Source organism: Lawsonibacter celer (genome assembly GCF_014281125.1).
Lineage (GTDB): Bacteria > Bacillota > Clostridia > Oscillospirales > Oscillospiraceae > Lawsonibacter_B > Lawsonibacter_B celer.
In genome coordinates this window covers 184,901-210,430 of sequence record NZ_JACOEA010000003.1, presented here as the reverse complement: position 1 = coordinate 210,430, position 25,530 = coordinate 184,901, and the positions used below count along the sequence as shown (strand labels likewise).

Annotated in this window: 18 protein-coding genes; 12 read left to right on the top strand and 6 right to left on the bottom strand. The window is 55.6% G+C overall.

Annotated features, from left to right (window positions below):
• The first annotated feature begins 69 nt into the window (after positions 1-69).
• Positions 70-510 (top strand): response regulator, encoded by a 441-nt coding sequence (locus H9Q75_RS07650; protein ID WP_186565776.1) that lies wholly within the window; start codon positions 70-72, stop codon positions 508-510.
• 48 nt (positions 511-558) lie between these two features.
• Here the strand turns inward: H9Q75_RS07650 and H9Q75_RS07645 are convergent, their stop codons facing one another.
• Together H9Q75_RS07645 and H9Q75_RS07640 are read right to left on the bottom strand one after the other, a co-directional pair.
• Complete coding sequence (locus H9Q75_RS07645; RefSeq protein ID WP_186565774.1) at positions 559-1,845, bottom strand: GHKL domain-containing protein; 1,287 nt, start codon at positions 1,843-1,845, stop codon at positions 559-561.
• Positions 1,842-2,579 carry a response regulator gene (locus H9Q75_RS07640; protein ID WP_186565772.1) on the bottom strand — a complete coding sequence of 246 codons (738 nt, stop codon included), beginning with the start codon at positions 2,577-2,579 and terminating at the stop codon, positions 1,842-1,844. Before H9Q75_RS07640 ends, H9Q75_RS07645 begins: the two co-directional genes overlap by 4 nt.
• 162 nt (positions 2,580-2,741) lie before the next feature.
• Between H9Q75_RS07640 and H9Q75_RS07635 the strand changes: the two genes are divergently transcribed.
• The 3 genes from H9Q75_RS07635 to H9Q75_RS07625 all read left to right on the top strand — a co-directional run bounded on the left by H9Q75_RS07635 (position 2,742) and on the right by H9Q75_RS07625 (position 10,948).
• The gene (locus tag H9Q75_RS07635; protein WP_341480920.1) at positions 2,742-2,954 is read left to right on the top strand and encodes a hypothetical protein; all 213 of its coding nucleotides are present in this window, start codon (positions 2,742-2,744) and stop codon (positions 2,952-2,954) included.
• Between the two features lie 101 nt (positions 2,955-3,055).
• On the top strand, positions 3,056-10,558 hold the full coding sequence (locus H9Q75_RS07630) for an InlB B-repeat-containing protein (protein WP_186565770.1): 7,503 nt from the start codon (positions 3,056-3,058) through the stop codon (positions 10,556-10,558).
• Positions 10,559-10,666: 108 nt separating this feature from the next.
• Positions 10,667-10,948 carry a DUF6809 family protein gene (locus H9Q75_RS07625; protein ID WP_186565768.1) on the top strand — a complete coding sequence of 94 codons (282 nt, stop codon included), beginning with the start codon at positions 10,667-10,669 and terminating at the stop codon, positions 10,946-10,948.
• A 68-nt stretch (positions 10,949-11,016) separates the two neighbouring features.
• Here H9Q75_RS07625 and H9Q75_RS07620 read toward each other — a convergent pair whose 3' ends face one another.
• A complete protein-coding gene (locus H9Q75_RS07620; protein WP_186565766.1) occupies positions 11,017-12,093 on the bottom strand; it encodes a hypothetical protein in 1,077 nt (358 codons plus the stop codon).
• Positions 12,094-12,509: 416 nt separating this feature from the next.
• On the opposite strand from H9Q75_RS07620, the gene H9Q75_RS07615 reads away from it, so the two are divergent.
• The 5 genes from H9Q75_RS07615 to H9Q75_RS07595 all read left to right on the top strand — a co-directional run bounded on the left by H9Q75_RS07615 (position 12,510) and on the right by H9Q75_RS07595 (position 17,085).
• Positions 12,510-13,490: an AAA family ATPase gene (locus tag H9Q75_RS07615; RefSeq protein ID WP_186565764.1), complete on the top strand. Its 981-nt coding sequence runs from the start codon at positions 12,510-12,512 to the stop codon at positions 13,488-13,490.
• A 292-nt stretch (positions 13,491-13,782) separates the two neighbouring features.
• Positions 13,783-14,094: a plasmid mobilization protein gene (locus H9Q75_RS07610; RefSeq protein WP_186565762.1), complete on the top strand. Its 312-nt coding sequence runs from the start codon at positions 13,783-13,785 to the stop codon at positions 14,092-14,094.
• Entirely contained in the window at positions 14,055-15,038 is a 984-nt protein-coding gene (locus H9Q75_RS07605) for a relaxase/mobilization nuclease domain-containing protein (protein ID WP_186565760.1), read from the top strand. Before H9Q75_RS07610 ends, H9Q75_RS07605 begins: the two co-directional genes overlap by 40 nt.
• 19 nt (positions 15,039-15,057) lie before the next feature.
• A complete protein-coding gene (locus H9Q75_RS07600; RefSeq protein WP_186565759.1) occupies positions 15,058-15,333 on the top strand; it encodes a hypothetical protein in 276 nt (91 codons plus the stop codon).
• A 69-nt stretch (positions 15,334-15,402) separates the two neighbouring features.
• On the top strand, positions 15,403-17,085 hold the full coding sequence (locus tag H9Q75_RS07595; protein ID WP_186565757.1) for a recombinase family protein: 1,683 nt from the start codon (positions 15,403-15,405) through the stop codon (positions 17,083-17,085).
• 118 nt (positions 17,086-17,203) lie between these two features.
• Here the strand turns inward: H9Q75_RS07595 and H9Q75_RS07590 are convergent, their stop codons facing one another.
• On the bottom strand, positions 17,204-17,968 hold the full coding sequence (locus H9Q75_RS07590; RefSeq protein WP_186565754.1) for a DeoR/GlpR family DNA-binding transcription regulator: 765 nt from the start codon (positions 17,966-17,968) through the stop codon (positions 17,204-17,206).
• Between the two features lie 39 nt (positions 17,969-18,007).
• Positions 18,008-19,537 (bottom strand): xylulokinase, encoded by a 1,530-nt coding sequence (locus H9Q75_RS07585; RefSeq protein ID WP_186565752.1) that lies wholly within the window; start codon positions 19,535-19,537, stop codon positions 18,008-18,010.
• A gap of 231 nt (positions 19,538-19,768) precedes the next feature.
• Between H9Q75_RS07585 and H9Q75_RS07580 the strand changes: the two genes are divergently transcribed.
• The 3 genes from H9Q75_RS07580 (at position 19,769) to lepB (ending at position 22,826) form a co-directional block, all read left to right on the top strand.
• A complete protein-coding gene (locus tag H9Q75_RS07580) occupies positions 19,769-20,431 on the top strand; it encodes an acyltransferase (protein ID WP_186565750.1) in 663 nt (220 codons plus the stop codon).
• Between the two features lie 252 nt (positions 20,432-20,683).
• Positions 20,684-22,231 carry a ribonuclease Y gene (gene rny / locus H9Q75_RS07575; protein ID WP_186565748.1) on the top strand — a complete coding sequence of 516 codons (1,548 nt, stop codon included), beginning with the start codon at positions 20,684-20,686 and terminating at the stop codon, positions 22,229-22,231.
• A 55-nt stretch (positions 22,232-22,286) separates the two neighbouring features.
• The gene (lepB, locus tag H9Q75_RS07570; RefSeq protein ID WP_423788639.1) at positions 22,287-22,826 is read left to right on the top strand and encodes a signal peptidase I; all 540 of its coding nucleotides are present in this window, start codon (positions 22,287-22,289) and stop codon (positions 22,824-22,826) included.
• A 47-nt stretch (positions 22,827-22,873) separates the two neighbouring features.
• On the opposite strand, the gene H9Q75_RS07565 is transcribed toward lepB, so the two are convergent.
• Complete coding sequence (locus H9Q75_RS07565) at positions 22,874-25,501, bottom strand: SEL1-like repeat protein (RefSeq protein ID WP_186565746.1); 2,628 nt, start codon at positions 25,499-25,501, stop codon at positions 22,874-22,876.
• Positions 25,502-25,530: the final 29 nt, after the last annotated feature.

Below are 25,530 nucleotides of genomic sequence, written 5' to 3'. Positions count from 1 at the left end.
CAGAAATACGCCAACAATCATGCTATAATTCTTCTAAAGGTATTCCACGCCGAAAGGAGGCCGTCCGCTGTGCTGAAATTTGCCATTTGTGATGATCTGACCACAGAAGCAAACACGCTGAAGAACCATATCGAACGTTATGCGCGGGAGAAAAGTCTGCGCGTTGAAATTGACGCATACTCCGAGGCCCAGGCCATTCTTGCGGTGCTGGCGCGTATTGCGGAATACGACCTCGTGTTTCTCAACATCTATATGGAGCGCTTAAACGGCATCGACCTTGCCCGGTGGCTTCGTGAGCAGGGCGATAAAAGCCGCATCATCTTTTTCTCTACATCAAAAGAGCACGCGCTGGACGCCTTCGGCGTCAACGACTGCGACTATCTGATCACCTACGCATGGCATTACCTCGGCGGCTCCGGTCAGATCGTGGAGTATGCCCGAAAGCGGGAAGCCAGAGGATTGATTTCCGTTACAAATCTTGCGCGGCTGGAAAAGCCAGATACACCATAAGAAACAACGGCGCACCATTCCGGTGCGCCGTCGAAAAATATATTGGTTTTACTCCGTCCATATCGTTTGCGCAATTTTGATGCTAAACCACCCATCCTCTGCGCTGTATCGGCAGACCGCGCCGTACTTTTCACAGTAGGCGGCGATGGAGCGTGTGCCGATGCCGTGCATCGTGCTTTCCGCAACGGGCCGGTCATTTTCGTCAAACCGCACTTCGCCGGCGTATGGATTGGAGACATAGAACATAAGCTGCGGCTGCCAGATGCACCGGCAACGGATCACCCGGTGCTCCTGCGGGAGATCGCTGACCGCATGGATCGCATTTTCCAGTGCATTGGCAAAGACCGTGGACAGTTCAACAGCATTGACCGGAATATCGGCAGGAATGTCTATGTCTGCCTCGACTTTGATCCCTTTCGAATCTGCCTGCTGGAAATAGGCGGAAAATACGGCATCCAATACCGGATGCAGGCACCAATGTCTGCTTTTCGTACCGTTCAGCGTTTCCTGCGATGCCTCAATATAATCCTGCGCCTCATGGATCTCGCCGCTCTCCAGCATCGTCTTGATGACTTGCAACTGATGGTGCAGGTCATGGCGATGGATAGAGATTTGATTTTCCGCTTCCAAGGTTTGTTCGATACGTTGCTTCAGCATTGCAGTTTGCACCTGTAAAAGCTGTTCCTTCTGCTTTGTTTCGTGGAGTTCCTGCTGCCGGAACAATGTTGTCAGGATATTCCAGTAGATCAGCGGCATCAGAGCCATGACCAGCAGTAGAGCAGGCAACTCCTCCAAACGGTTCTGAATGACAGTGGGATAGCTGGACATGACCACCAGGATCACATAAAACAGCAATGTGATGGCGGCGAACCCGCCCCAACCTTTCTGCACCGCATTCTGAAGGACGAGATAGGGCTTACGAAGCCATTTGATAACTACGAACTCCAGCACCGGCCAGACGATCAGCCGCAGGATGAATAGCACCCAAAAATCGGGCAGTCCAATGGCATCGTCGATCAGGCGGGTGATGCAGATGATCTCCAGAGAGATCGTGTCCGACAGGCAGAAGGTGAACAGCAGCCGTCCGTTGCGGTGCTTTGCCATAAGCATAAAGAAAATGAGGCTGGGGATGGTGCAGTTAAACAGTACCAACTGTCCCGCCAGTTCGTTGCCGAAGTGCACGAAAAACCATGCGTTGTAAGCGGACAGCGGTCCCATCAGACAGACGGTCAGAATGACAGCCTTTTTCTTTGGCAGACGGGGCTCATATAAAAGTGCGTTCAGCACAAATACGTGGATCAATGACCACACAGTTGACCAATCCAGTAAAGTCACAGTTGATGCCCTCCCTCCAGCCAGTAGTGTATCCACGCCGTATTTAGCTCGGCGGCGGCTCTTCTCGGCACAGTTGTCTGCTGTCCTCCGACAAAGAGGACATCGGCCTTGTTAATGCTTTTGATGCAGTGGAGATTCAGCACGAAGCTCGCGCCGCAGAGATAAAAACGTTTATCCGCTAAAAGCGGTCGTATCGTATCCTGAAAAGAGGTCTGTATGGTAACACCTGCTACACAGCTTCCATCTTTCATATAATAACGGGGCGCACGCTCCGTCTGTTCCACATAGAGGATGTGATCCAAAAGCAGCCGGCTCATACCGTCTGCCGTCTTTACCATAATGCTCTGTTCGCGGCGGTTCGTGATCGCTTTGAATGCGTCATCCAGCGCGCGAAACAGTTCGTCCTCTTGCACAGGCTTGAGCAGATAGGAGGCCGCTTTGACCGAATATCCTTGCAACGCAAAATCCGGCGAGGTGGTAAGGTAGATGATCACGCCGCTTTCATCGGACTTGCGAAGTTCCGCGCCGAGATCGATGCCGTCCATCTCCGGCATCACGATATCCAGGAGGTAGAGATCAAAGGTTTCGTCAAACATGGCGTTCAGCAGAGCCTGACCACTGGAATACTCCCATATTTTCGCCGCAGTACTGCGCAGGGAAAAATAGCTGTCCAACAGCTTGTGCGTAAGCTGCCGCTGCTTTACATCGTCATCACACAGAGCAATACGAAACACACAAACACCCCCTTCCCATAGTTGTCTTCTTGTATTTTACCATATTTCGACGGCGCGGGAAAACCAATTCTGCGTAAAATCATACCAAATCTTCGTAACGCGCTCTCAATGCCGTTTGTTTTTGCTATAATGATAAAAAAGAAAACGAGGAGGTGTCGGCCTGTGACCGTACAGATTTTGCGGGATGTTATGCCGGAGCCGAAGCGAAACGGCAGCGTCTGGCCCCGCCAGCGATGTCCGGCCTTTACGCCAAGGCGGAGCGCATCGCAAAAACAGGCGGAGTGCTGGTTTTGCCGGTACGCGGATTTCCGCCTGACCGAGCCTGTGGCGCTGGAGGTCGGCATCTGCTGCTGGCCGGAGGTGCAGTTGGAGTAAATGACGGGAAAAGGTCTTTATGGGGAGCAGGCTCCCCATAGCTTTAGGGTCCCCCTAAAGCCAATGCTTCTTTCAAGACATAAGCACGGAGGAAAGATGTTATGAAGAAACGGATTTTGAGTATTGTATTGAGCATCGTCATGCTCATCAGCCTGCTGCCGACAACAGCGTTGGCGATGGAGTCGGTCTCCGTCTATATCGACGACGTCTACATGGGCGACGGCAACATATCGACCTATTACAAGAACGGCGACACCGGTACACTTACCGGGTCGGAGAATGACTACAACGCCAAACTGTGGAAGAATGGCGATGTACTGACTCTGACCCTCAACGGGCTGGATCTGACCAGTACCTCTCAATATGGCATCCATGCAAACGCCGACTTGACGATCGTACTGGAAGGAGAGAATACCGTCAAAGCGGCAGACACAGTGGGGAAGGATAGCTATGGCATTTTCACCCTGAACGCACTGACCTTCTCGGGAACCGGCACACTGAACGTTAGCGGCGGCAAAACAGACGGTTATCAAACCTGCGCTATCTATGCGAACGGTGATTTGACCATGAACGGCGGTACAGTGATTGCTACCGGCGGAGCTACGGGTGACAACTATGGCGAAAGCTTTGGCATCAGTGTAAGTACTTTTAATATGAACAACGGCGTAGTTACCGCCACCGGTGGTGATTCAGATAAGTCCAGCTACGGTATCAGAGCTACTACTTTGAATGTGACCGGAGGTACAGTAACCGCCACCGGCGGCAATCCCACCTACTCCGGCGGCAGCTACGGCGTCAATGCAACGGTCACTGTCAGCAGCGGTGAACTCACCGCAACCGGCGGCACGGCGGCTGACGGTAACAACAGCTACGGCATCCTTGGCAATGCTACGGTCACCGGCGGCACGGTGACCACAAACGGCGAAACACAAGCTTTTTCTGCAGAGCCGACACTTACCGGCACTTTCACCGTCAACGCCGGTGACGATGCAAACGCAGGCGCGTGGGATAACACCACAGGCCTCACCACATACAAATACGTCAAGGTCGTATCTGAACCTCCCCACAGCCACTGTGTTTGCGGTGATGACAAATGCAGCGGCGACGGACACGATCCCTCTCAGGTATGGATCGCAACAAACGAGCTGCCCAACAGTCCGGGCCATTATTACCTCACGGCAGACGTGGAGATAGCTTCCACTTGGAAGCCTGCAGACGGCACATTCCTCTGTCTGAACGGCTGTAAAATCAAGATGACCGGCAGTGGCGATGTGATCGAGGCTAAAAACTTTACCCTCACCGATTGCCGGACTACCCAAGGTGAGATCACTCATTCATCCGACGCAGAAGGCAGCGGTGTGAAGGTGACCGGCGGCGGCACATTCAATATGTACGGCGGCAGCATTACCAACAACAAGGCCCCCTCGGAGTACAATGGTGGTGGTGTGAAGGTGAACTCCGGCACGTTCAATATGTACGGCGGCAGTATTACCAACAACAAGGCCCCCTCGGGGTACAATGGTGGTGGTGTATACATCTACTATTCAAAGACCTTTAATATGTACGGCGGTACCATATCCGGCAACACGGCTTCAAGTGGCGGCGGTGTGTATGTGCGCAACAATGCTGCCTTCAAGATGTACGGCGGCGACATCACCGACAACGAGGCCACATTTGGCGGCGGAGTTTATATGCTCGATACCACTTCCGCCTTCACCATGACTGACGGCAGCATCAGCAGTAATACAGCTGCCAACAATGGCGGTGGTGTGTATGTCTATAACGGCACCTTTACTGTTTCCGGCAGTCCCGTGATCACTGGCAATACAGTAAGCGGCAAGGCAAACAACGTCTACCTGCCCAGCGGCAAGGCCATCACTGTAAACCAGGTTTTGGAGGCTGGCACGAATATCGGCGTCAAAATGGACGAGCCCGGGGTCTTTGCAAAGCCCGACGATGATAATGTTAAAAATCTGGCTGACTATGTGAGTTTCTTTACAAGTGACGACACGAACTATAAGCCCGCGGAGGATGACACTGATCTGAGTTTGGTGTCTGCGCTCGTGGCTGTCACCGGCGTGACGCTTGATAAGAACAGCGTCACCCTTGGTGTTGGCGGCACCGAAACCCTGACCGCGGCGGTAGAACCCGATGACGCCACCAACAAGGCTGTGACTTGGAGTTCCAATGACGAGTCTGTGGCGACAGTTGAAAACGGCGTTGTCACCGCAGTAGGCGAAGGCACGGCTACCATCACCGTCACCACTACTGACGGCAGCAAGACCGACACATGCGTTGTGACGGTGTTGGCAGCACACGAACATCCCATCTGCGGCGGAACCTGCGGACATAGCACTGCACATGGAGACGAGCAGTGGAAGCCCATCGGCACAAAGGGCGAGCTTACCGACATCAACGAGGCCGGCTACTACTATCTGACCACGTCCATCGATCTCGAATACGACTTTTGGGATCCTGTTGACGGTGTAGTCCTTGACCTGAACGGAAAGACACTCAGCGGTTCTGGACTTTATATGATCAGACTCGGCGCTGGTGTTGAGTTTACCGTTACCGACTGCCGGGGCACCGGTAGAATCAGCCATGCCTATTCTTCTGAGTGCTATACAGTTGATACCCGATTAAGTACTTCCGGAGCCGTATTTAACTTGTATAACGGTACAATCAGCAGCAACGGATATGCTTATCGCGACCAGTACGGAAACGAGTTTAACCAGTACGGCGGCTCTATCACCTCCAGCTATTCAATGACTGTTTGTGTACAGGATGGTGCTGGAGCGTACAACCTCTTCGGCGGCAGCGTCACGAACACGAAAGAAAGCAGTACATCCGCAACGGCGGTCTGTGTAAGAAGAGGCACCACTAAGCTGACCATGTCCGGTGATGTTGAGATCAGCGCACCCATCGGCATTCAGGTGACCAATCCCATTGTGATCGCGGGCGCGCTTGATAAGCCCTCCGCGCCGTACACGATCTATACTGCGAACTCGTCTACTTATCTCACCTACTTCGAGTTTACCCAAGGCTGGAGCGACTATATGTCGACGGCGGCTCCTGGCGATTACTTTGCAGCTACCACCTATTCAGCTGGCTATGTTGCTGCAAAGGTAAATAGCGGCGAGCTGCAGCTGGTCGAGCACACCCACGGCGACTGGACTTTCAGGTATGATGCCAATGGGAATGGTTACGGCATCATCACCGCCACCTGCGGCAATGAGGGCTGTCCGCTGAACGGCGGCAGCGGCACGGCAACGTGCAATGTCATCATCCACAGCGACTTCGAGTACAAATACGTCGACTACGCCTGTCCGGTCATTGTTGATACACCCAGCGATAGCAGTGACTGGGTGCAGGCAGGACTGCTTTATCCCGAGGTAAAGAATTACCGCCTGGGCGAAGACCCACTGGAAGGCACCGCCACGCTGAAAGTCGGCGAAGCAGATGTGACCAATGGCACAGTTCCCTTCACCCTCCAGAAGGGCACGCTGACGGCAACGGACATTACCTTAATTCCGCCTGTTGACAGGATTTATTCCGGCAGAGCCAAGGAAGTTACTTTTTCCACGTGGGGCGATGCGACACATCTCGTCACTGTTTACTACGAGGGAGAGGGACTTGTAAACGGCAAACCCGTCAATGCCGGCACCTACACCGTGAAGGTCAATGTGGAGGGGTCTGAGTGGTATAACGCGATAAACGGCCTTAATATCGGAAGCTTTGACATCGCTCCGAAGGACATTTCCGCCAATGACGTCACCTTTGAGGCCATCCCCGACCAGTATTACACCGGCAGCGAGGTTCAGCCCAAGCCGGTCATCAAGTACAACGGCATGACGCTGGTGGAGGATATTGACTATATAATCAATGCGTACCACGAGAATGTGGAAGTCGGTACCGAAGCATCTATCTTAATCAACGGTACCGGAAACTACCTTAATTCCAAGACCGTGTATTTCAATATCGTCTACGCCACCAAGGAAGCAGACGAGGTGCTGGACTGGGAGCTTGCCGATACCGGATGGTTCAATAGGGAAAAATGGCCGACCTACAAGGCAAAAACCGGCTATGAGGTCAGCGAAGTCCCCAACAATTTCGGCAATTCTATTGAATTGGGCACCGAACCGGTCAATGTCCTGTATGTCAAGCACACCGAGACCGGCATGATTTATCAGGTAGCCATCAGCCATCAATCTGACGTGCAGTATCCATCCATCACAGGTGTCAGCGGCAACCCCACCGAGTGGACGAAGGAGAACGCAGAGATCGGCTTTACTGCGGCGGACGGCCTGTCCGGTGTTGATACCGTAGTCGTTACCTGCGATGATGGAGAAAATGTGACCTATGATGCTGACAGCTTCACCGCTGACCGCAACGGCACTTATACCATCACTGTCACCGACAAGGCCGGTAATGAGGTAAGCGAAACGGTTACGGTGAGCAAGATTGATAAGGCGGTGCCGAGCCTCCAAATTGGTGTCCCGACCGGTACCAGCGGAAACGATGGCTGGTTTACCTCTGCGGTAACTGTTCCTGTTACTGCCGGGGACGGCGATGGTGAATCCGGTCTGGACAAATGGTACTATTCCCTGAACGGCGGCACCAACTGGACGGAAGGCAGCAACGGAAGCTTTGTGATCAGCGCTGACGGCGATTACAACCAGACTGTAAAAATCAAGGCAGTGGATATGGCCGGAAACGAAACTGTCACTACTATTGCTCAGGTAAAAGTCGACACCACCGCTCCCGGCAGCGTCAGCGTGACCGCCAAGGTAGGTGAGTCTGATTATGTGTCCGGCGAGTGGACCACCGGAAATGTGAAAGTCACTCTGTCTGCAACCGACACTACCTCCGGAATCCGGAAGTATCAGTACAGCACCGATAACGGCGAGAACTGGACGGATATCGTCGGCGACACCTATACCCACACCGCCAGCACCGGCGAAAGCGGCGTAACTTATATCTTCCGTGCCATGGATAACGCCGGCAATACCGGCGAGACTTCCAACAGCATCACGGTAAAGAAGCGTCAGCCATACACCATCGTGTTCAATGCCAACGGCGGCGAGGGCCACATGAACGAACAGACCATGTACCGTGACACCGTTGCAGCTCTGACCGCAAATACCTTTACCCGCACCGGCTACACCTTCGCAGGCTGGGCGACTACTGCGGACGGCAATATGGTCTACGAGAATCAGCAAAGCGTTAAAGACCTTGCTGAGATGAATCAGACCGTGACTCTGTACGCCAAGTGGACGCCGATCCCCTATGATATTGCTTACACGCTGAACGGCGGCACGGCCACAAATCCCGCAGGCTATACCATCGAGTCTGAGGCCATCACACTGGTAAATCCCACCCGGGAAGGCTACACCTTTAAGGGCTGGAGCAGCACCGGACTTGAGGGCGACACCAACCTCAACGTAACCATCGCCACCGGTTCCACCGGCGACCGCAGCTATACCGCCAACTGGACGCCCATCACCTACGATATCAGCTACACGCTGAACGGCGGCGAGGAAACCAACCCCGCCACCTACACCATCGAGTCTGAAACGATCACCCTGACCAACCCCACCCGGGAAGGCTACACCTTCAAGGGTTGGAGCGGCACCGGACTTGAGGGCGACACCAACCTCAACGTAACCATCGCCGCAGGCTCTGTCGGCGACCGTACCTACACCGCCAACTGGACGGCAAACGAGTATACCATCACTTACGAAGGCATGGATGGCGCGGCATACGGCGAAAATAACCCCGTCAAGCACACCTACGATACTCCCACCGCGGTTTCCAATCCCACCAAGACAGGCTACACCTTTGCCGGCTGGAAGGTCAACGGCGGCGAGGCTCAGACTGCTCTGACATTGGCCGGCGATGGCTATACCGCTGATATCACCCTGACTGCCACATGGACTGCAAACTCCTACAAAGTGGTCTTCAACGCCAACGGCGGCGAGGGCGAGATGGCTGACCAGAGCTTCACCTATGACGCCGCACAGGCACTCAGCGATAACGCATTCACCCGTGAGGGCTATAAGTTCGTTGGCTGGTCGCTCTCCTCCGGCGGCACCGCGGTCAACTTCGTTGATGAACAGAACGTCCAAAACCTGACCGCAGAGCCCGACGGCGAGGTCACCCTCTACGCCGTATGGACCCGCGACATCATCCTCAGCGGTACGGTCGTCGCACCGAATGTTCCCAACGCAGAAAAACTTGAGGTCGTACTCGTAGGACTTGACGGCACCAAGTATCCGGCCTCCGTAACCGGCAATGCCAGCCTCTATCACTACACGGTGACCGTGCCCGAGGGTGAGTATCAGCTCATCGTGAAGGACACGAGAGACGGTGGCGTGACCGTCACGGCGAAGGAAGATTTGTCCGAAGATAAGACCAAAGAAACGATCACCATGACCATGCCGACGGGCAACAAGAACTCCATCGTGGACAGCACCGCGGCAGGGGATTATGCCCCCATCGTCGGCGGCATTGACACTATCGCCAAAAACACTGAAGGTTCAAATGTCACCGTTACGCTCACCGTCACCCACGAGGAATCCGACGACAACGATCAGGAGCACAGCGCTCTGATGACCGAGGCCGGCGCGCAGAAGAGCAAACTGACCTTCCTCGAGATCGGCATTGTAAAGAAGGTTGACACCAATCCCGAAGAGTCCATCACTGAAACCAGCAGCACCATTGAGATTGTCGTCCCGTTCGACACCACCCGTAAGCAGAACTTCAAGGTTTACCGTTTCCATGACGATAATGAAAACGACAACGTGGACGAGGACGAAGTCGATATCCTCACCACCACAGCAAATGCTGACGGAGAGTATATCGAAGTCGGTACCGGCAGTGTCACCATTCACGCAAAGTTCTTCTCCCTCTATGCCATTGGCTATACTGATGTGATTCCTTATTATCCCGTTGCTCACAGCTGCACCAGCAAGTGCGATGTGTGCGGCGGTTGCGAGGATGCAGCTTGTGCCGAGAGTGCATGCAAGGACAAGTGCCGACTGCTGGGCATGAACTTCACTGACGTGGCTGAGGGCAAGTGGTACACCGAGGCGATTGAGTACGTTTACCATCGCAAGATGATGGAGGGTGTTGGCAACAACCTCTTTGACATCAATGGTACCACCAGCCGCGCCATGATCGTCACCATTCTGTGGCGACTGGAGGGCGAGCCTGTGGTCAATTATCTGATGCAGTTTGAGGATGTTCCTGCTGAAACCTGGTATACCGAAGCTGTCCGCTGGGCAGCCAGCGAGGGCATCGTGGAGGGCTACAGCGATACCGCATTCGGCTCCACCGATCCTATCACCCGTGAGCAGTTTGCCACCATCCTCTGGCGCTACGCCAAGTACAAGGGTTACGATGTCAGTGTTGGCGAGGACACCAATATCCTCAGTTATGAGGATGCTTTCTCCATCAGCGAGTACGCCATCCCCGCTATGCAGTGGGCTTGCGGTGCTGGTCTGATGCAGGGCGACGGCGTGAACCTGACTCCCAAGGCAGACGCCACCCGCGCACAGGCGGCGGCACTCTTCCAGCGCTTCTGCGAGAATGTGGCGGAAAAGTAAATCACACAGCAAAGGCGGAGAGCTTCGGTTCTCCGCCTTTTTCTGTTTTTAGGGATAGCTTTTCTTCCTCTTCTGTGGTAGGTTGTGTTGCTACAGGAGGGATAGCACATGAACGAAATGCTGAAAGAACTATACGACAGCTTCTATGAAAAACTACCTTCAACGCAGCTCAAAGCCGAGATTGAGCGATGCCACCAGGAACTCATTGAAAAGCTGGAGAAGCCAGAGAGAAAACTGGTGCTGCAAATCATTGACTGCAAAGATCAGATCGCCGAGGACTTGTCCATCGACAGCTTCATTGCCGGTTTCCGGTTGGCGTGGAAGATGAGCAACGAACTGAATATTTACGAAAAAGAGCATCCTATTTCAACGAGTGACTTCGTTGAGTAGGATGCTCTTGCTATGAGTGGGGGCAGCATTCTGCAACAAGAATACTGCCCCCACTTTTGCGCTTATGCTTAATCCGGTCGGAAATATGCGTCCCGGTCCAGCTCCAGACTGGTGGCATATTCGTATTGAACCTGCAGCCAGTCTACATAGGTGGCCTTTGCCGTCTCGAACGCTCTCACCTGATCCTCCGTTGGTGCAGGAGCTTTTTTTGCCGACTCATATGCATTACGCAGGTCATTCATGTATTCTGCATTCTCAGCATAAAACGCCTTCAGCACTTCCTGTGGTTTGATCCAATCGCCCGGTGCATCCGGTCTATGATAAGGCAGTTGGAGGTCTTTCATCCTCTGCCCTTTATCCCGCAGGTTGGAAACGATACGCTTATATAACTGCTTCGCCTCCTGCACACCGCAGAAGCTGTCCAGATCTCTCTGTGTGTTGGCGCAAGCTTCGGAGCAGTATTTCTTTGTGTTCCGTTTGGGAACGAAGTACCGACCGCAGAACTCACACTTCTTGATGTACTTGTCGTGCTCCATAACATAGCGGAGAAGCCACATGATCAGATCCTGCGGCTCAGTAAACCAGTACTGCGCCTGCTTCGGCATATATACATTTTGCGCATCGGCAATGCGGCAGCCAGCTTTATACATCGCCTGCTCCTGCTTTACTTTTTCTTTCACTCTGATATGGTCGGACAGATCCGAGAATGTCCTACCTATATCGTCATTGGCTTCCAGTACAGGATGCGGGTAGGAGTACGGCTGCTCGACGTACTCACAAGCGAACATATCTTTTTGAAATGCCAGATGAATTCGAAACCGCTGGCTGGGCTTCAACGCATTGATGGCATCATCCTCTGACAGATATATATCGCGGATGATGGTTTCGACTTTTTCGTGGTCCCAGTAATCCATAACAGAATGCCACGGGAGCTTGTCGGGGAAAGCAGTTCTTGTTCCCAACTTTCGTATCTGCTCCAACGAAACCAGATCGGGATAGTAACGGCGGTTGAGGAACACGCTCAGCAGATCGCCGACACTCTCGAATTTACTGACAACTACGGGGTCAAAGCCGAAGAGCTGCATTACCAAATCGCAACGCTCCTCCTCTATGCACAGAGAAAAAGGGTGTGTAGAAAAGTCCATCTCTACGCCTCCTAAAGCTATATAGGATAAAACTATTATTCTTGTTATAGCTTATCACCTTGAAAAGCTGACTGCAATATCAAATTGCGTTATTCTGACAATGAAAAGGAATCTCCGTCGTCTGCACCTTGACAATTGAATACCCGTCATCGGAGTTCATACTCTCCCGGCGAAGCATGCCACGACCCTCGTATGAGGTGAGCGTGCCAAAGGAGATGACAACGCAGCTCGGTCAATTCAGTCTCTGCTGTAGGAAGGTGTACGATGTTCGGCCAACACTTTTTTGAAAACAGTGAAAGATTCCCAGGGGGTAGTCTACGCTTTTTTGCCCTCTGAACTATCGAGAAAGGAGGAAATCAAATGTGAACACTGCTCCCGAAAACACAAATCCCAAAAACCACAAGGAGGAAACACAAATGAAAAATGAACTGAAACTCATTTCCATGGACACCGTGGAAGCTGAAAATGTCCAGTGGCTATGGTATCCCTACATCCCGCTGGGCAAGATTACCATCGTACAAGGCGATCCTGGCGACGGCAAAACGACTTTCGCTCTCGCCGTCATTGCCGCGCTGACGCAAGGTGAACCTCTGCCGGAATGCGAAGATGCCATGGAACCTATGAACGTCATCTACCAGACAGCTGAGGATGGTCTGGCCGATACCATCAAGCCTCGGCTCGTTACTGCAGGTGCCGATTGCTCTCGTGTTCTGGTCATCGACGAAACCAACAAGGAACTCACTCTTATTGATGAGCGGTTGGAAGAGGCCATCAAAGAAACCGGCGCTCGTCTCATAGTCCTCGATCCGATCCAGGCGTACCTCGGTGAAGAAGTGGATATGCACCGCGCCAACGAAGTGCGTCCTGTGCTGAAACGTGTTGCAGCTATGGCAGAACGCACGCACTGCGCTGTTCTTCTGGTAGGACACATGAACAAAGCGCAGGGTCAGAAATCCAGTTACCGCGGTCTCGGCTCCATCGACTTCCGTGCGGCAGCTCGCAGCGTGTTGGTGGTCGGTCGTCTGAAAGACAACGAGCGCATCCGCATCGTCGCTCAGGACAAAAACAGTCTTGCTCCCGAGGGCAGCTCCATTGCATTTGAACTGAACGAGCAGACTGGTTTCTGCTGGAAGGGCGCCTGCGAAGCAACCGTCGACGATGTCCTCAACGGCACCGGTAAAGTGCAGACAAAAACCATGCTGATGGAAGAAGAACTCAAGCGTGTGCTCAGCGGCAGAGTTCCCGCGGAGGAAGTGCAGAAACGTACAGATGCCATGGGCATCTCCAAACGCACACTGGATATCGCCAAGAAAAATCTCGGCATCGTTTCCGAGAAAGTTGGTGACCGGTGGTTCTGGAAACTGCCGGATGAAGGATGTAAGGATGTAGAGTTCTAAGGACTTTGCACCCTTGCAACCTTTTCTCTCTGCGCTGAAATCTCCGCCGTTTGAGGCCACAGGAGCCGCTGTGTGCGGCTTTTGCGCCAACGGTAGAGTACATACCCCACCCCAGCGCAGACCACGCCGTTTCACCACGGTTGAAAACTCCACCCACGTAGGATTACTCCCAACGGGAGTGACAAGTTTCGCCTTCGTGGTACGGAATCGGGCGATTGCCCCGTTCCGCCCCCTTCGGCAGTTGCGGGCTAAGCCCACACCCCTATTTTGATTTTTCGAAAGGATAACCTAAATGGCAAAAGATAATTTCATCCGTCTGCGTGTTGCAGACTGGGAGAAAGACTACATCCAGCGTAAAGCCCAAAGCGCAAATCTTACGCTCTCTGAATTCGTCCGCAGAGCGGCGATGCATCAGAAGGTCAATGTGCTCAGCGGCACCGATGAAGAAGTGCTGCAGGAGCTCCGACGCCAGGGCAACAACTTAAATCAGCTGACCGTCATGGCTCGCCAGGGACGAATCCAGTTCGTCAACTTCGAACCGTTCATGGAGGTGTATGAAAAAACATGGCAAGCGTTAAATTCGTCGGTGTCTCGTGTAATCTGAGCGGCATCCTCGACTACATCACCAACCGTGAGAAAACCACCGACCGGCTCATCACCGGCGTCAACTGTGTTGCTCAGTCAGCGCTCCATGAGTTTGAAACTGTCAAAAAGCAGTTCCACAAAACCGACGGACGCAGCTACTATCACATTGTCCAGGCGTTCTCACCTGACGATGAGTTGGACTTCGATACCGCTCACGAGATCGGCCTGAAGTTTGCGGAGCAGTTCGCTGGCTACCAGTGCGTAGTAGCCACGCACATGAACACCAGGCACATTCACAACCACATTGTGATGAACTCAGTCAGCTACGAGACCGGCAAAAAGTTTCACCAGACTGCACGGGAACTGAAGCAGGTCAAGGACTACTCCAACGAGCTCTGTATGCAGTACGGATTGTCCGTCACAGAGTCCAAGGCTGACCCGTTTCATATTCCTGCATGGAAGAAAAAGCTCCAGAAAGATATCCGCGAAGCCATGGAGAACGCTGTGACAAAGAAAGAGTTCATCGACTATATGGAATGGCTCGGCTACGGTGTGGACTGGCAGAGCGATACGAAGTACATCACCTACACCACACCCAACAATCTCAAGTGCCGCGATAAAAAACTGTTCGACCAAACCCTACGGCGCGAGAACATGGAACTCTACTTTGCCATGGGAGGCTGTGAGTATCTGGAAAGCCGTGAGGAGGCCACGCCTGATGGTGAACTGCTTCCCACGGTTGATGATGCGGTCAGTGGTCTGGTTGCTATCTTCGACGCGCTGGCCATTGGTGACAATGACCGTTTCCACATGGAGACCGTCCATCACAGCGAAGAGGAGATCGAGCGCATCCTCCGCCACGGCGGCAAGATCGACCGCACAGTTGAGTACGCCGTCGATGATGAGGATGAGGAAGAAGAGTATCAACAGTACCATGGTTTCGGAATGACCATGATGATGTAAACAAACGAGGAGGTTAAATATGAAAGACATACTTATGGATTATCTGTGTACCGGATACGAGGGTCAGTACAGACCGCGTGATGTTGTTGCCGCCATAGAGAACGGCGAACTCTATCCTGTTTTCAGCGGTACAGATGCTTGCACCACGGAACACGGGCTCGAGATTCGACGGCAGATGTTTGTGGAAGGCAGGCGTTTCATCATCAGTTCCGTGCTGTCTCCCGCAGGCGGCGATACACCCACAAAACGTCTTCTTCAGGTCATCGACAACGACTTGAAAAAGAACGGAAATTAACCATAGACTTTGGGAAACTGATACGGTATGTTTGGTGTACCGTATCGGTTTGCCCGGAAAGGAGGCCAAATGGCAAACCAGGAAAAATATACAATTCTCTACGGGCGCCTCAGTCAGGAGGACAACAAAAAGATAAATGCCACAGACGATTCCAACAGCATTCAGAATCAAAGGCTTCTGTTGGAAAAGTATGCTGCAGACCACGGGTTCCCTAATACCAAATTTATCTATGACGATGGCTACTCCGGTACCAACTTCAATCGTCCAGGCTGGAAAGAATTCGTAGAGCTGATGGAAGAAGGCCTTGTAGAAACGCTCATTGTTAAAGACATGTCCAGACTGGGTCGTGAGCATTTGCAGGTAGGACAGTACACGGAACTGATCCTCCCCAGCTACGGTGTTCGCTTCATCGCTGTCAATGACGGTGTGGACAGTCTCTACGAGTCCACCAACGACTTCACACCTTTCCGCAACATCATGAATGAGTTCTATGCCAAGGACTGCAGCAAGAAAGGCCGCTCGGTGGTTCGGCTTAAAGCAGAAACCGGCGCAAGAGTTGCGTCCCGTCCCCGCTACGGCTACATGAAAGATCCTGCCGATCCCAAACGGCACATGGTTCCTGACCCGGAAACAGCCTGGGTGGTAAAGTACATCTTTGCCCTCTGTGTTGATGGCAATGGTCCTACGCAGATATCCAAACGATTGGAGAAGGAGCAGATCCCGACGCCTGCATATTATTACTACCAAAAGTACGGTGTCGCACTGACAGGACTGAATCTGGCAGAACCGTATAAGTGGTCGGATACCACTGTAGGCAATATCCTGGAGGATGAAACCTATCTCGGACATACCATCAGTCTGAAATCCACCACGTTATCTTTCAAAAACAAGAAGCGCATCGAGCGACCTGAGTCGGAGCAGCTCCGCTTCGAGAATACGCATGAAGCGCTGGTGGATAAGCAGACGTGGGATATCGTTCGAGATGTCAGAAAACACAAGCGGCGCAGGGCAAACTTCGCAGAACAGAACATCTTTTCCGGCCTGGTGTACTGCATGGACTGCGGCGGTACCATGGTACTGCACAGAGCGCATACCATGGACGCGGTAAAGAACAACTTCATGTGTTCCACCTACAAGAAGAAGGGCAAGGATGTCTGTTCCGGTCACTACATTCGGGAAATAGAACTGGAGCAGATATTGCTGGACGATATTCGACGGATCACACACTTCGCCCGTCAGAACGAGATGCGTTTTGCCGCCTACATCGGCATCAAGCTGGGTAAAGAAGCACAGCGGGAGATCACAGCTCTTCAAAAGAAAGTCGATGCCATGACCAAGCGCCAGTCTGAGCTATCCGCCTTGTTCAAGAGGCTGTATGAGGACAGCGTTCTTGGTCGCATCCCCGATGAACAGTACAGGATACTTTCTACTGAGTACATTACGGAGCAGAAATCTATTCAGGAGGAACTGCCCGAGGCGGAGGCCAGACTGACAGAACTGAAAGATTCCGAAGGCAATGCCCTCCGGTTCATAGAGAACGCCCGTAAATACACGGAGATAACGGAACTGACTTCGGAGATTCTACATACTTTCATTCAGCGGGTCGAGGTTGGAGAACGCGCGGAGCGATACTCCCGAACAGCGCCGCAGGAGATCCGCATCTACTACAGGGACATCGGCATCGTCGATGATATCCCCGAAACGATGGACATCTCGGCACTCTACGAGGAATACCCCGACGATGTGGCATGAACAAAAGAACAGGACGGCTGTGCGGTAACACAGCCGTCCTGTAGGAAAACAATATTAACTTTTAGGTAGGTTCAAAATGTTTCCCTATGAAACGCTGGGGAAGCAGCGGGGGCTTTTGTTATACGGTCAGGACTTTTATGCCGGCCTCTTCCAGTCGTTTCAGGTGCTCGGGCGCAGTTTCCCTGCCGGTGATAATCATATCCACCTGGGTCAGAGGGCAGATATTTACAAAAGCCACACTTTCAAATTTGGAGTGGTCGCATAGGATAATGGTCCGCTGAGAGGCCTGAAGCATCAGCCGTTTGGTGGGGATTTCCTCCATGGAAAAATTCATGGGTCCTACGTCAAAATCCATAGCGTCAATGCTCAGGAAAGTGGTGTCCGCATGAATCTGCCGCAAAATATCCTCTGTAAAGAGCCCGTTGAGGGAGAAATGGCTGGTGCGGAGAATCCCGCCCAGTACGATGACAGAGATGTTGGGGTTATCCGACAGGGACATGGCACTGTGCAGGTCGTTGGTGGCAATGTACAGGTTTCTAGCCTCGGAGAGCAGTTTGGCCAGCTCATGCACCGTGGTGCCGGAGTCCAGAATGATGGTCTCATCATCCTGAATGAACTGGAGGGCCGCCCGAGCAATGCGCTGCTTTTCCTCCAAGAAGCGGCTTTTTCTGGCCTTGAAAGACGGCTCAAAGGAAGCCTTGGGCGTGACGGCCACTGCGCCGCCGCGGACACACTGAAGCAGATTCTGGGCCGCCAGGTCATCCAAGTCCCGGTGAATGGTGGAGCGGGAGGTTTCCAGCACCCGGGTCAGCTCGGAGACGGAGACCACGCCCTTGTTCTTCAGCTCACCTAAGATATAGTCAATACGCTGTTCACGAATCATCCGTGCTCTCTCCCCTGTAAAATCTGTCGGGCGCGTCCCTCAGTCCTCCGCATCCAGGCGGTAAAGTTCCTGCACGGACTGAAAGAGCAGCTTAAACTTCCGGTATTGTTTCTCATAGATTGCGTGTTTGACCGGATCCGGTTCAAAGGTCTTTTTGACACGCACCATGGCGTCCACCGCAGCCTCCACGCTCTCGAAGCTGCCAACGGCCGTGCCGGCGAGGATGGCCGCGCCCAGGCAGGCGGTGTCCTGGGAGGAATAGGTGACGTGCAGTGTTTTACCTGTGATGTCCGCCTTGATCTGGTTCCACAGGTCCGACTTGGAGCCGCCGCCCATGGTCCGGATCTGCGCCACCTCCAGCCCCATGGCATCAATGGCCTCCAGATTACGGCAGATCAGATAGCCCAGGCTCTCCATAATGCTGCGGATAAAGTGGGCCTTGCCGTGCTTAAGGGTGGCGCCGTAGAAAATGCCCTTGGCGTTCAGGTTTACATCGGGTGCCATGGAGCCCTGCAGGTGGGGAAGGGTAATCAGCCCGTCGGAGCCGGCGGGGATCCGCTCAGCCTCCCGGTCCATCAGATAGTAAGAGTCCAGACCTGTGGCGTCCTGCAGGCCGATCTCCGACTGGCAGAAGGCGTCCCGGAACCAGCGCAGGCACATGCCGCCCGTGGTAAAGGTGTGCATCATGTAGGTGTCAGGCAGGGCGAAATAGTGTACCGGCATCTGCCGGTTGGGGTCATAGGTCAGGGTTTTGGTGGGCACACAGATGGCCAGTGCCGCGCCGATGTTCTCGGAGAAAATGCCGGGGCGGATGTTACCCACGCCGATGGCGCCCGCCGCCTGGTCCAGACAGCCGGTGGTCACCTGGGCCTGGGGAGAGATGCCCAGCTCGGCCGCCATCTGGGGCAGAATGGTTCCCACCAGCTCGCCGGACTCACGGATCTCAGGCAGACGGCTCTCGTCAATGCCCAGGAAGGCGAGCATCTCCGGCCAATAGCGCTTGGTGCGAATGTCCCAGTACTCCGTGGAGGTGAGCAGAGAGCCCTCGGCCACCAGCCTGCCGGTGAGCTGATAGATAAAGTAGTCCTCCAGAAGGGCAAAATGGGCGGTTCTGGCAAAGAGCTCGGGCTCATGCTCCCGGACCCACAGAATCTTAGCCGCAGGCCAGCAGGCTTCAAAGCTCACCTGTCCGGTGACCTGATAGCACAGCTCGTCCCCGAACTGGGCCCGCAGCTGCTCCGCCTGATCGGAGGCACGGTTGTCCATCCAGACAATGGCATTCCTCAGCGGCGCGCCATCATGGTCCAGAAAGCACAGGGTCTCGCCCTGAACCGAGAAGCCGATCACGCAGATATTCTGGGTGTCCACCGTACCCTTGCCGCGGATGATATCCAGACATTTTTTCAGCGAGTCCAGGTAGACGCCGCAGGGGGCCTCCACTACGTTAAGCTCAGGGGTCAGAAGGGTGTACTCCACCACGGCGGAGGCCAGCTGTACCCCCTGAAGGTCAAAAACCGCCGCTTTCAGCGAGGTTGTGCCGATGTCAACACCTAAAATCAGTTTCTCCATGAGACACCATTCCTTTCCTGTATATTTCTATATTCAAAGGTATCATTCTTTTGGAAAACTGTCAATCCAAAAGTTTCAAAAATAGTCAAAATGCCTTATTCTGTTTCACAAAACAAAAAATGAGGAGGGCAGCTCCTTCCATGAACAACAGACCTGTGCTATAATAGGCAAAAAGCGGCCATATACCAGGCCGCATGCGGATCATAAGCGAGTAGAAAGGGCGATTGTCTTATGTTGATTGAGACCAAACAGCTGCTGGACCTGTCCCATACGCTGGCTGGAGAGTACCTGGAGCAATTCCAATATCCCTGGCAGGCCCTGGACGGCATTGAGAAGTGGATTCTTTCCCACGGGCCTGAGCTAGACCCGGGAGAATATGAGCAGCGTGCGCCTCATGTGTGGGTGCACCGGACCGCCAAGGTCGCGCCGACGGCGTTCCTGGGGGAGCCGTGCATCATCGGACCGGAGACTGAAGTGCGGCACGGGGCGTTTATCCGGGGCTCGGCACTGGTGGGGGCCCAATGCGTGGTGGGAAACTCTGTGGAGCTGAAGAATGTCATTCTCTTCGACCGAGTGCAGACCCCCCACTACAATTATGTGGGCGATTCCATTCTGGGCTATAGGAGCCATATGGGGGCGGGATCCATTACATCCAATGTAAAGTCGGATAAGACCCTTGTGACGGTCCGCAGCGGGGAGGAGCGCCTTGAGACCGGCCGGAAAAAGTTCGGCGCTATCCTGGGAGACGGGGTAGAGGTGGGCTGCAACAGCGTGCTCAACCCGGGTACCATTTTGGGGCGACGGGCCAGCGTATACCCGGTGTCCTGCGTGCGGGGCGTGGTGCCGGAGGACTGCATCTGGAAAACCGGCGGCGTGGTGGTTCACAGGATGTAAGCCCTGTGAAGAATACAGAGCCGACAAAAGCGGGAAGGAGCCCCTTCCCGCTTTTGCTGTTCGGAGAACGGAAATTTCTTGACAGAAATGCTTTGCCGACTTAAAATAGATTAGGTGTAGTTTTTTGAAGAACGAGGGGTTAGCTCTTCAAATTTTGTGCGGTTTGGACAACCCAGGTGTCCGGACCGTGTGCATCATCTGATAAACAAGTGATTTTTGAAAATCTAAGAAATGGAGGTGTGGATCGCACTTATGCTGCCCTATATCTTAACAGGCGTAATTTGTTTTGTGATTGCGGCTGTATTGTTTTTCCTGGTCGGCTACCAGTATCGCAGAAACGTGGCGGAAAAAGAGATTTCCAGCGCGGAAGAAGAGGCCAAGCGCATCATCAACGAAGCCATTAAAAGCGCTGAGAGCAAGAAGCGCGAGGCCCTGGTGGAAGCCAAGGAGGAGATTCTCCAGGCGCGCACGGAACACGAGCGCGAGGTGAAGGAGCGCCGGGCGGACCTGCAGAAGCAGGAGCGCCGTCTGCAGCAGAAAGAGGAGAACCTGGACCGAAAGACCGAGAACATCGAGAAGAAGGAAGAGAACCTGCAGCACAGGCTGGCAGATCTGGAAGAGGCCCGGGAAGAGGTGGCCACGGTCAAGAAAACTCAGATGGAGGTGCTGGAGCGGATCTCCGGCTTTACCGCTGAAGAGGCCAAGCGCTACCTGATTGACCAGCTGGCGGAGGAGGTCACCCACGAATCCGCCATGAAGGTCCGGGAGATTGAAGCCCAGTTCAAGGACGAGGCGGATACCCGCGCCCGGGAGATCCTCTCCCTGGCCATCCAGCGCTGTGCCGCCGACCATGTGGCGGAAGCCACCGTCTCTGTGGTACCCCTGCCCAATGACGAGATGAAGGGCCGTATCATCGGCCGGGAAGGTCGCAACATCCGCACGCTGGAGACCATGACCGGCGTGGACCTGATTATCGACGACACGCCGGAGGCCATCACAGTCTCCTGCTTCGACCCGGTCCGCCGGGAGATCGCCCGCATCGCCCTGGAGAAGCTGATTCAGGACGGCCGCATCCATCCCGCCCGCATTGAGGAGATGGTGGAGAAGGCCAAGCGGGAGGTGGACGCCACCATCAAGGCCGAGGGCGAGCGCGCCGTGTTTGAGACCAATGTCCACGGTCTGCACCCGGAGCTGGTCAAGCTCCTGGGCCGCATGCGCTATCGTACCAGCTACGGCCAGAATGTACTCAACCACTCCATCGAGGTCTCCCACCTGGCGGGACTGCTGGCCGCCGAGATCGGCGCCGACGTGACCCAGGCCAAGCGGGCCGGACTGCTCCACGACCTGGGCAAGTCCATCGACCACGAGGTGGAGGGCTCCCACGTGCAGATTGGCGTGGAGTTGGCCCGCAAGTATAAGGAGAATGAGGACATTGTCCACGCCATCGAGGCCCACCACAACGATGTGGAGCCCCGCACCATTGTGGCCTGCCTCGTTCAGGCGGCCGACGCTGTCTCCGCCGCCCGGCCCGGCGCCCGGCGGGAGAATCTGGAGAACTATATCAAGCGCCTGGAGAAGTTGGAGGAGGTCACCTCCTCCTTCCCTGGCGTGGAGAAGTCCTTTGCCATCCAGGCCGGCCGTGAGGTCCGCATCATGGTCGCCCCGGACAAGGTCAGCGAGGACCAGATGGTGCTCCTGGCCCGGGACATTGCCAAGAAGATTGAGGAAGAGCTGGAGTACCCCGGTCAGATCAAGGTCAACATGATCCGGGAGACGAAAGTGATCGAGTACGCGAAATAAGAGGCGAAAAGCGCCCCGGCGGTGGCCGGGGCGCTTTTCTACAGGGGGGAAGATCGTGTCAAAACAAACGCTGGGGCAAAGCCTGTACGGCTGGCTGCAGACCATTACGGCGGTGCTGACCGCGATCATTCTGGTCTTTACTTTCCTGGGGCGCATTACCCCGGTGGACGGGGTGTCCATGGAGCCCACCCTACACACCGGCGACTTGATGCTGGTGCGCAGCATTGGATACCGGCCCCGGCAGGGGGATGTGGTGGTGCTCACCAAGCCCTTTGACCTCACGGAGGGCCCCATTGTCAAGCGGGTGATCGCCGTGGGGGGACAGCAGGTGGATATCGACTACGGTACAGGCACGGTATACATGGACGGCGCGGCCCTGGACGAGCCGTATCTGAAGGAGGTCATGCGTCCGCCTTGGTATGGGGGATTGACGTCGGTGACAGTGCCTGAGGGCTCGGTCTTTGTCATGGGGGACAACCGCAACAACTCCAACGACAGCCGGGACGTGACCCTGGGCACGGTGGACGAGCGGTACATTCTGGGCCGGGCGGAGCTGGTGTTTTTTCCCTTCCGGAATTTCGGACGGATTCAATGACGTAATAAGCGGAGCAGGGCGCCCCCGAGGGGGACGCCCTGCTCCGCTTATTTTCCAAAAATGCGCTTGAACAGGGATTTTTTCTCCGCCTTGGGGGTGGAGGGGATGGACTTGGCCTCCAGCTTTTCCAGCTCCTCCTTGGCCGGCTGATACCCCTGCTGGGCGGACTTGCGGTACAGGGAGAGGGCCTTTTCCCGGTCCGGAGCGACGCCTTTGCCCTCCAGGTAGCACTCGCCCAGCAGGCAGTAGGCCCGGGGCAGCCCCTGCTCCGCAGCCTTGCGGAACCACTCCACCGCCTGGGCGGGGTCCCGCTGGATGCCGATACCCTCCAGCAGACAGTAGCCCAGATTGCATCTGGCCGCCCGGTCGCCCAGGTCTGCGGCCCGCCGGTAGAGCTCCACCGCTCGGGGCAGATTTTTTTCCACACCCTCGCCTAGTTCATAGCACAGGCCCAAATTGCACATGGCACCGGGGTAACCCTGGTCAATGGCCTGGTGATAGAGCCGGATCGCCCGGGCGGGGTCCTGGTCCAATCCATTGCCCCGACGGCAGCAGTCGCCCAGAATGCTCTGCGCCCTGGCGTGGCCCAGCTGGGCGGAGTGCTCCAGCCAGGGGATGGCCTGGCTGGGATCGGTCTCCACCCCGATGCCGCTGAGATAGCAGACCGCCAGATTGCACATGGCCGGTGCGTAGCCCGCGTCTGCGGCCTGCCGGTAGAGCTGCGCGGCCTGGACGGGGTCCTCCGCCACGCCGTCACCGCACTCATAGCACAGGCCCAGGTTGCACAGGGCCCGGGGATGTCCCAGTTCCGCGGAGCGGCGGTACCACTCCACGGCCTGAACCTGATCCTTCTCTGCGCCGATGCCGTACTCCAGACAGTAGGCCAGATTACACATGGCGGTGGCGTAGCCCGCCTCGGCGGAGCGACGGTACCACTCCACTGCCTTGACAGCGTCCCGCTCCACACCCTGGCCCGCCTCGTAGCAGTAGCCCAGGCTGCACATGGCGGGCGGATAGCCCTGGTCTGCGGCCTGCCGGTAGAGCTGCGCGGCCCTGCCCTGGTCGGCTTCCACGCCGTCCCCGTCCTGATAGCAGTTGCCCAGGATGTTCTGGGCCCGCCCATGGCCCAGCTGGGCGGAGCGCTCCAGCCAGGTGATGGCCTGGGGGAGATCCTTCTCCACCCCGATGCCGTTGAGATAGCAGACCGCCAGGTTGCACATGGCCGGGGCATAGTCCCGGTCCGCGGCCTGTCGGTAGAGCGCGGCGGCCCGGGCCTGGTCCTCCGCCACTCCGCCCCCTGTCTCATAGCACAGGCCCAGGCTGCACAGGGAGGGGGGATACTGTTGCCCGGCGGCCTTTTCATAGAGCTGGGCGGCCCGGGCCTGGTCTTTCTCCATCCCCCGGCCCGACCAGCAGCAGTCGCCCAGAATGTCCATGGCCCGCACGTGGCCATACTCGGCGGAGCACTCCAGCCAGGTGATGGCCTGGGAGAGATCCCGCTCCACGCCGATGCCGTTCATATAGCACACCGCCAAGTTGCACATGGCGGGCGGGTAGCTTCGCTCCGCCGCCTGCTGATAGAGCGCGGCGGCCCTGTCCTGGTCCTGCGGCACCCCGTCCCCACCCTCATAGCACAGGCCCAGGCTGCACACCGAGGGGGGGTAGTCCTGCTCCGCCGCCTGCTGGTAGAGTTGGGCCGATCGGCTGTGGTCCCTTTCCACCCCCCGGCCCGACCAATAGCAGTCGCCCAGGATGTCCATGGCCCGCAGATGCCCCAACTGGGCGGAGCGCTCCAGCCAGGGGATGGCCTGGCTGGGGTCGTTCTCCACCCCGATGCCGTTGAGGTAGCAGACCGCCAGGTTGCACATGGCGGCCCGGTCGTCGTTGTCGGCGGCCTGACGATAGAGCTGGGCGGCTTTCACCGGGTCGGCGTCCACCCCGTCTCCGTTTTCATAGCACAGACCCAGATTGCACATGGCGGGAGGGTAGTTCCGGTCGGCGGCCCGCTGGTAGAGGGCCGCTGCCCGGGCCAGGTCCTGGGGCATGCCAAGCCCCTCCCGACAGCAGTCCCCCAGGATGCCCAGGGCCCGGGGAAAGTCCTGCTCCGCGGCCCTTTCCAGCCAGAGGACGGTCTGGGTAAGGTCCTTCTCCACCCCGATGCCGTTGAGGTAGCACACCGCCAGATTGCACATGGCCGGGGCATAGCCACCCTCGGCGGCCTGCTGATAGAGCTCTGCGGCGCGGGCGGGGTCGGCGTCCACCCCGTCGCCGTTTTCATAACATAGGCCAAGGTCGCACAGAGCGGGCAGATGGCCCTGGTCGGCGGCCTGCCGATAGAGCTCTATGGCGCGGGCGGGGTCCTTTTCCCCGCTGCTGCCCAGCAGATAGCAACGGCCCAGCACGTCCATGGCCCGCAGGTCTCCGTCCTCGGCGGCCTGCTCCAGCCAGTGGACGGCCTGCGCCGGGTCCCGTTCCACACCGTCGCCCTCTAAGTACCGGATGGCCAAGTCGTACCAGACCGCCGGATCGCCGGATTCAGCCTGCTCCAAAAGAGCGCGGAACTCCTCCTTGGAGCGGTTTAACTCATCCAGCGCCCGCTGAATGAGGGGGGTATCCACAAAAATAACCTCCTGCGCGCCGGAGGACTCCCAGTCTGCGTTGTGTTCCGGACCCATTGCATCCACTCCATTCTCTCGGTTCGGTT

What these genes read in the sequence shown, in the direction of transcription:
- H9Q75_RS07630 (WP_186565770.1), top strand. Translation starts at nt 3,056, where the DNA reads ATGAAGAAACGGATTTTGAGTATTGTATTGAGCATCGTCATGCTCATC.
- H9Q75_RS07625 (WP_186565768.1), top strand. Translation starts at nt 10,667, where the DNA reads ATGAACGAAATGCTGAAAGAACTATACGACAGCTTCTATGAAAAACTA.
- H9Q75_RS07620 (WP_186565766.1), bottom strand. Translation starts at nt 12,093, where the DNA reads ATGGACTTTTCTACACACCCTTTTTCTCTGTGCATAGAGGAGGAGCGT.
- H9Q75_RS07615 (WP_186565764.1), top strand. Translation starts at nt 12,510, where the DNA reads ATGAAAAATGAACTGAAACTCATTTCCATGGACACCGTGGAAGCTGAA.
- H9Q75_RS07610 (WP_186565762.1), top strand. Translation starts at nt 13,783, where the DNA reads ATGGCAAAAGATAATTTCATCCGTCTGCGTGTTGCAGACTGGGAGAAA.
- H9Q75_RS07605 (WP_186565760.1), top strand. Translation starts at nt 14,055, where the DNA reads ATGGCAAGCGTTAAATTCGTCGGTGTCTCGTGTAATCTGAGCGGCATC.
- H9Q75_RS07600 (WP_186565759.1), top strand. Translation starts at nt 15,058, where the DNA reads ATGAAAGACATACTTATGGATTATCTGTGTACCGGATACGAGGGTCAG.
- H9Q75_RS07595 (WP_186565757.1), top strand. Translation starts at nt 15,403, where the DNA reads ATGGCAAACCAGGAAAAATATACAATTCTCTACGGGCGCCTCAGTCAG.
- H9Q75_RS07590 (WP_186565754.1), bottom strand. Translation starts at nt 17,968, where the DNA reads ATGATTCGTGAACAGCGTATTGACTATATCTTAGGTGAGCTGAAGAAC.
- H9Q75_RS07585 (WP_186565752.1), bottom strand. Translation starts at nt 19,537, where the DNA reads ATGGAGAAACTGATTTTAGGTGTTGACATCGGCACAACCTCGCTGAAA.
- H9Q75_RS07580 (WP_186565750.1), top strand. Translation starts at nt 19,769, where the DNA reads ATGTTGATTGAGACCAAACAGCTGCTGGACCTGTCCCATACGCTGGCT.
- rny (WP_186565748.1), top strand. Translation starts at nt 20,684, where the DNA reads ATGCTGCCCTATATCTTAACAGGCGTAATTTGTTTTGTGATTGCGGCT.
- H9Q75_RS07565 (WP_186565746.1), bottom strand. Translation starts at nt 25,501, where the DNA reads ATGGGTCCGGAACACAACGCAGACTGGGAGTCCTCCGGCGCGCAGGAG.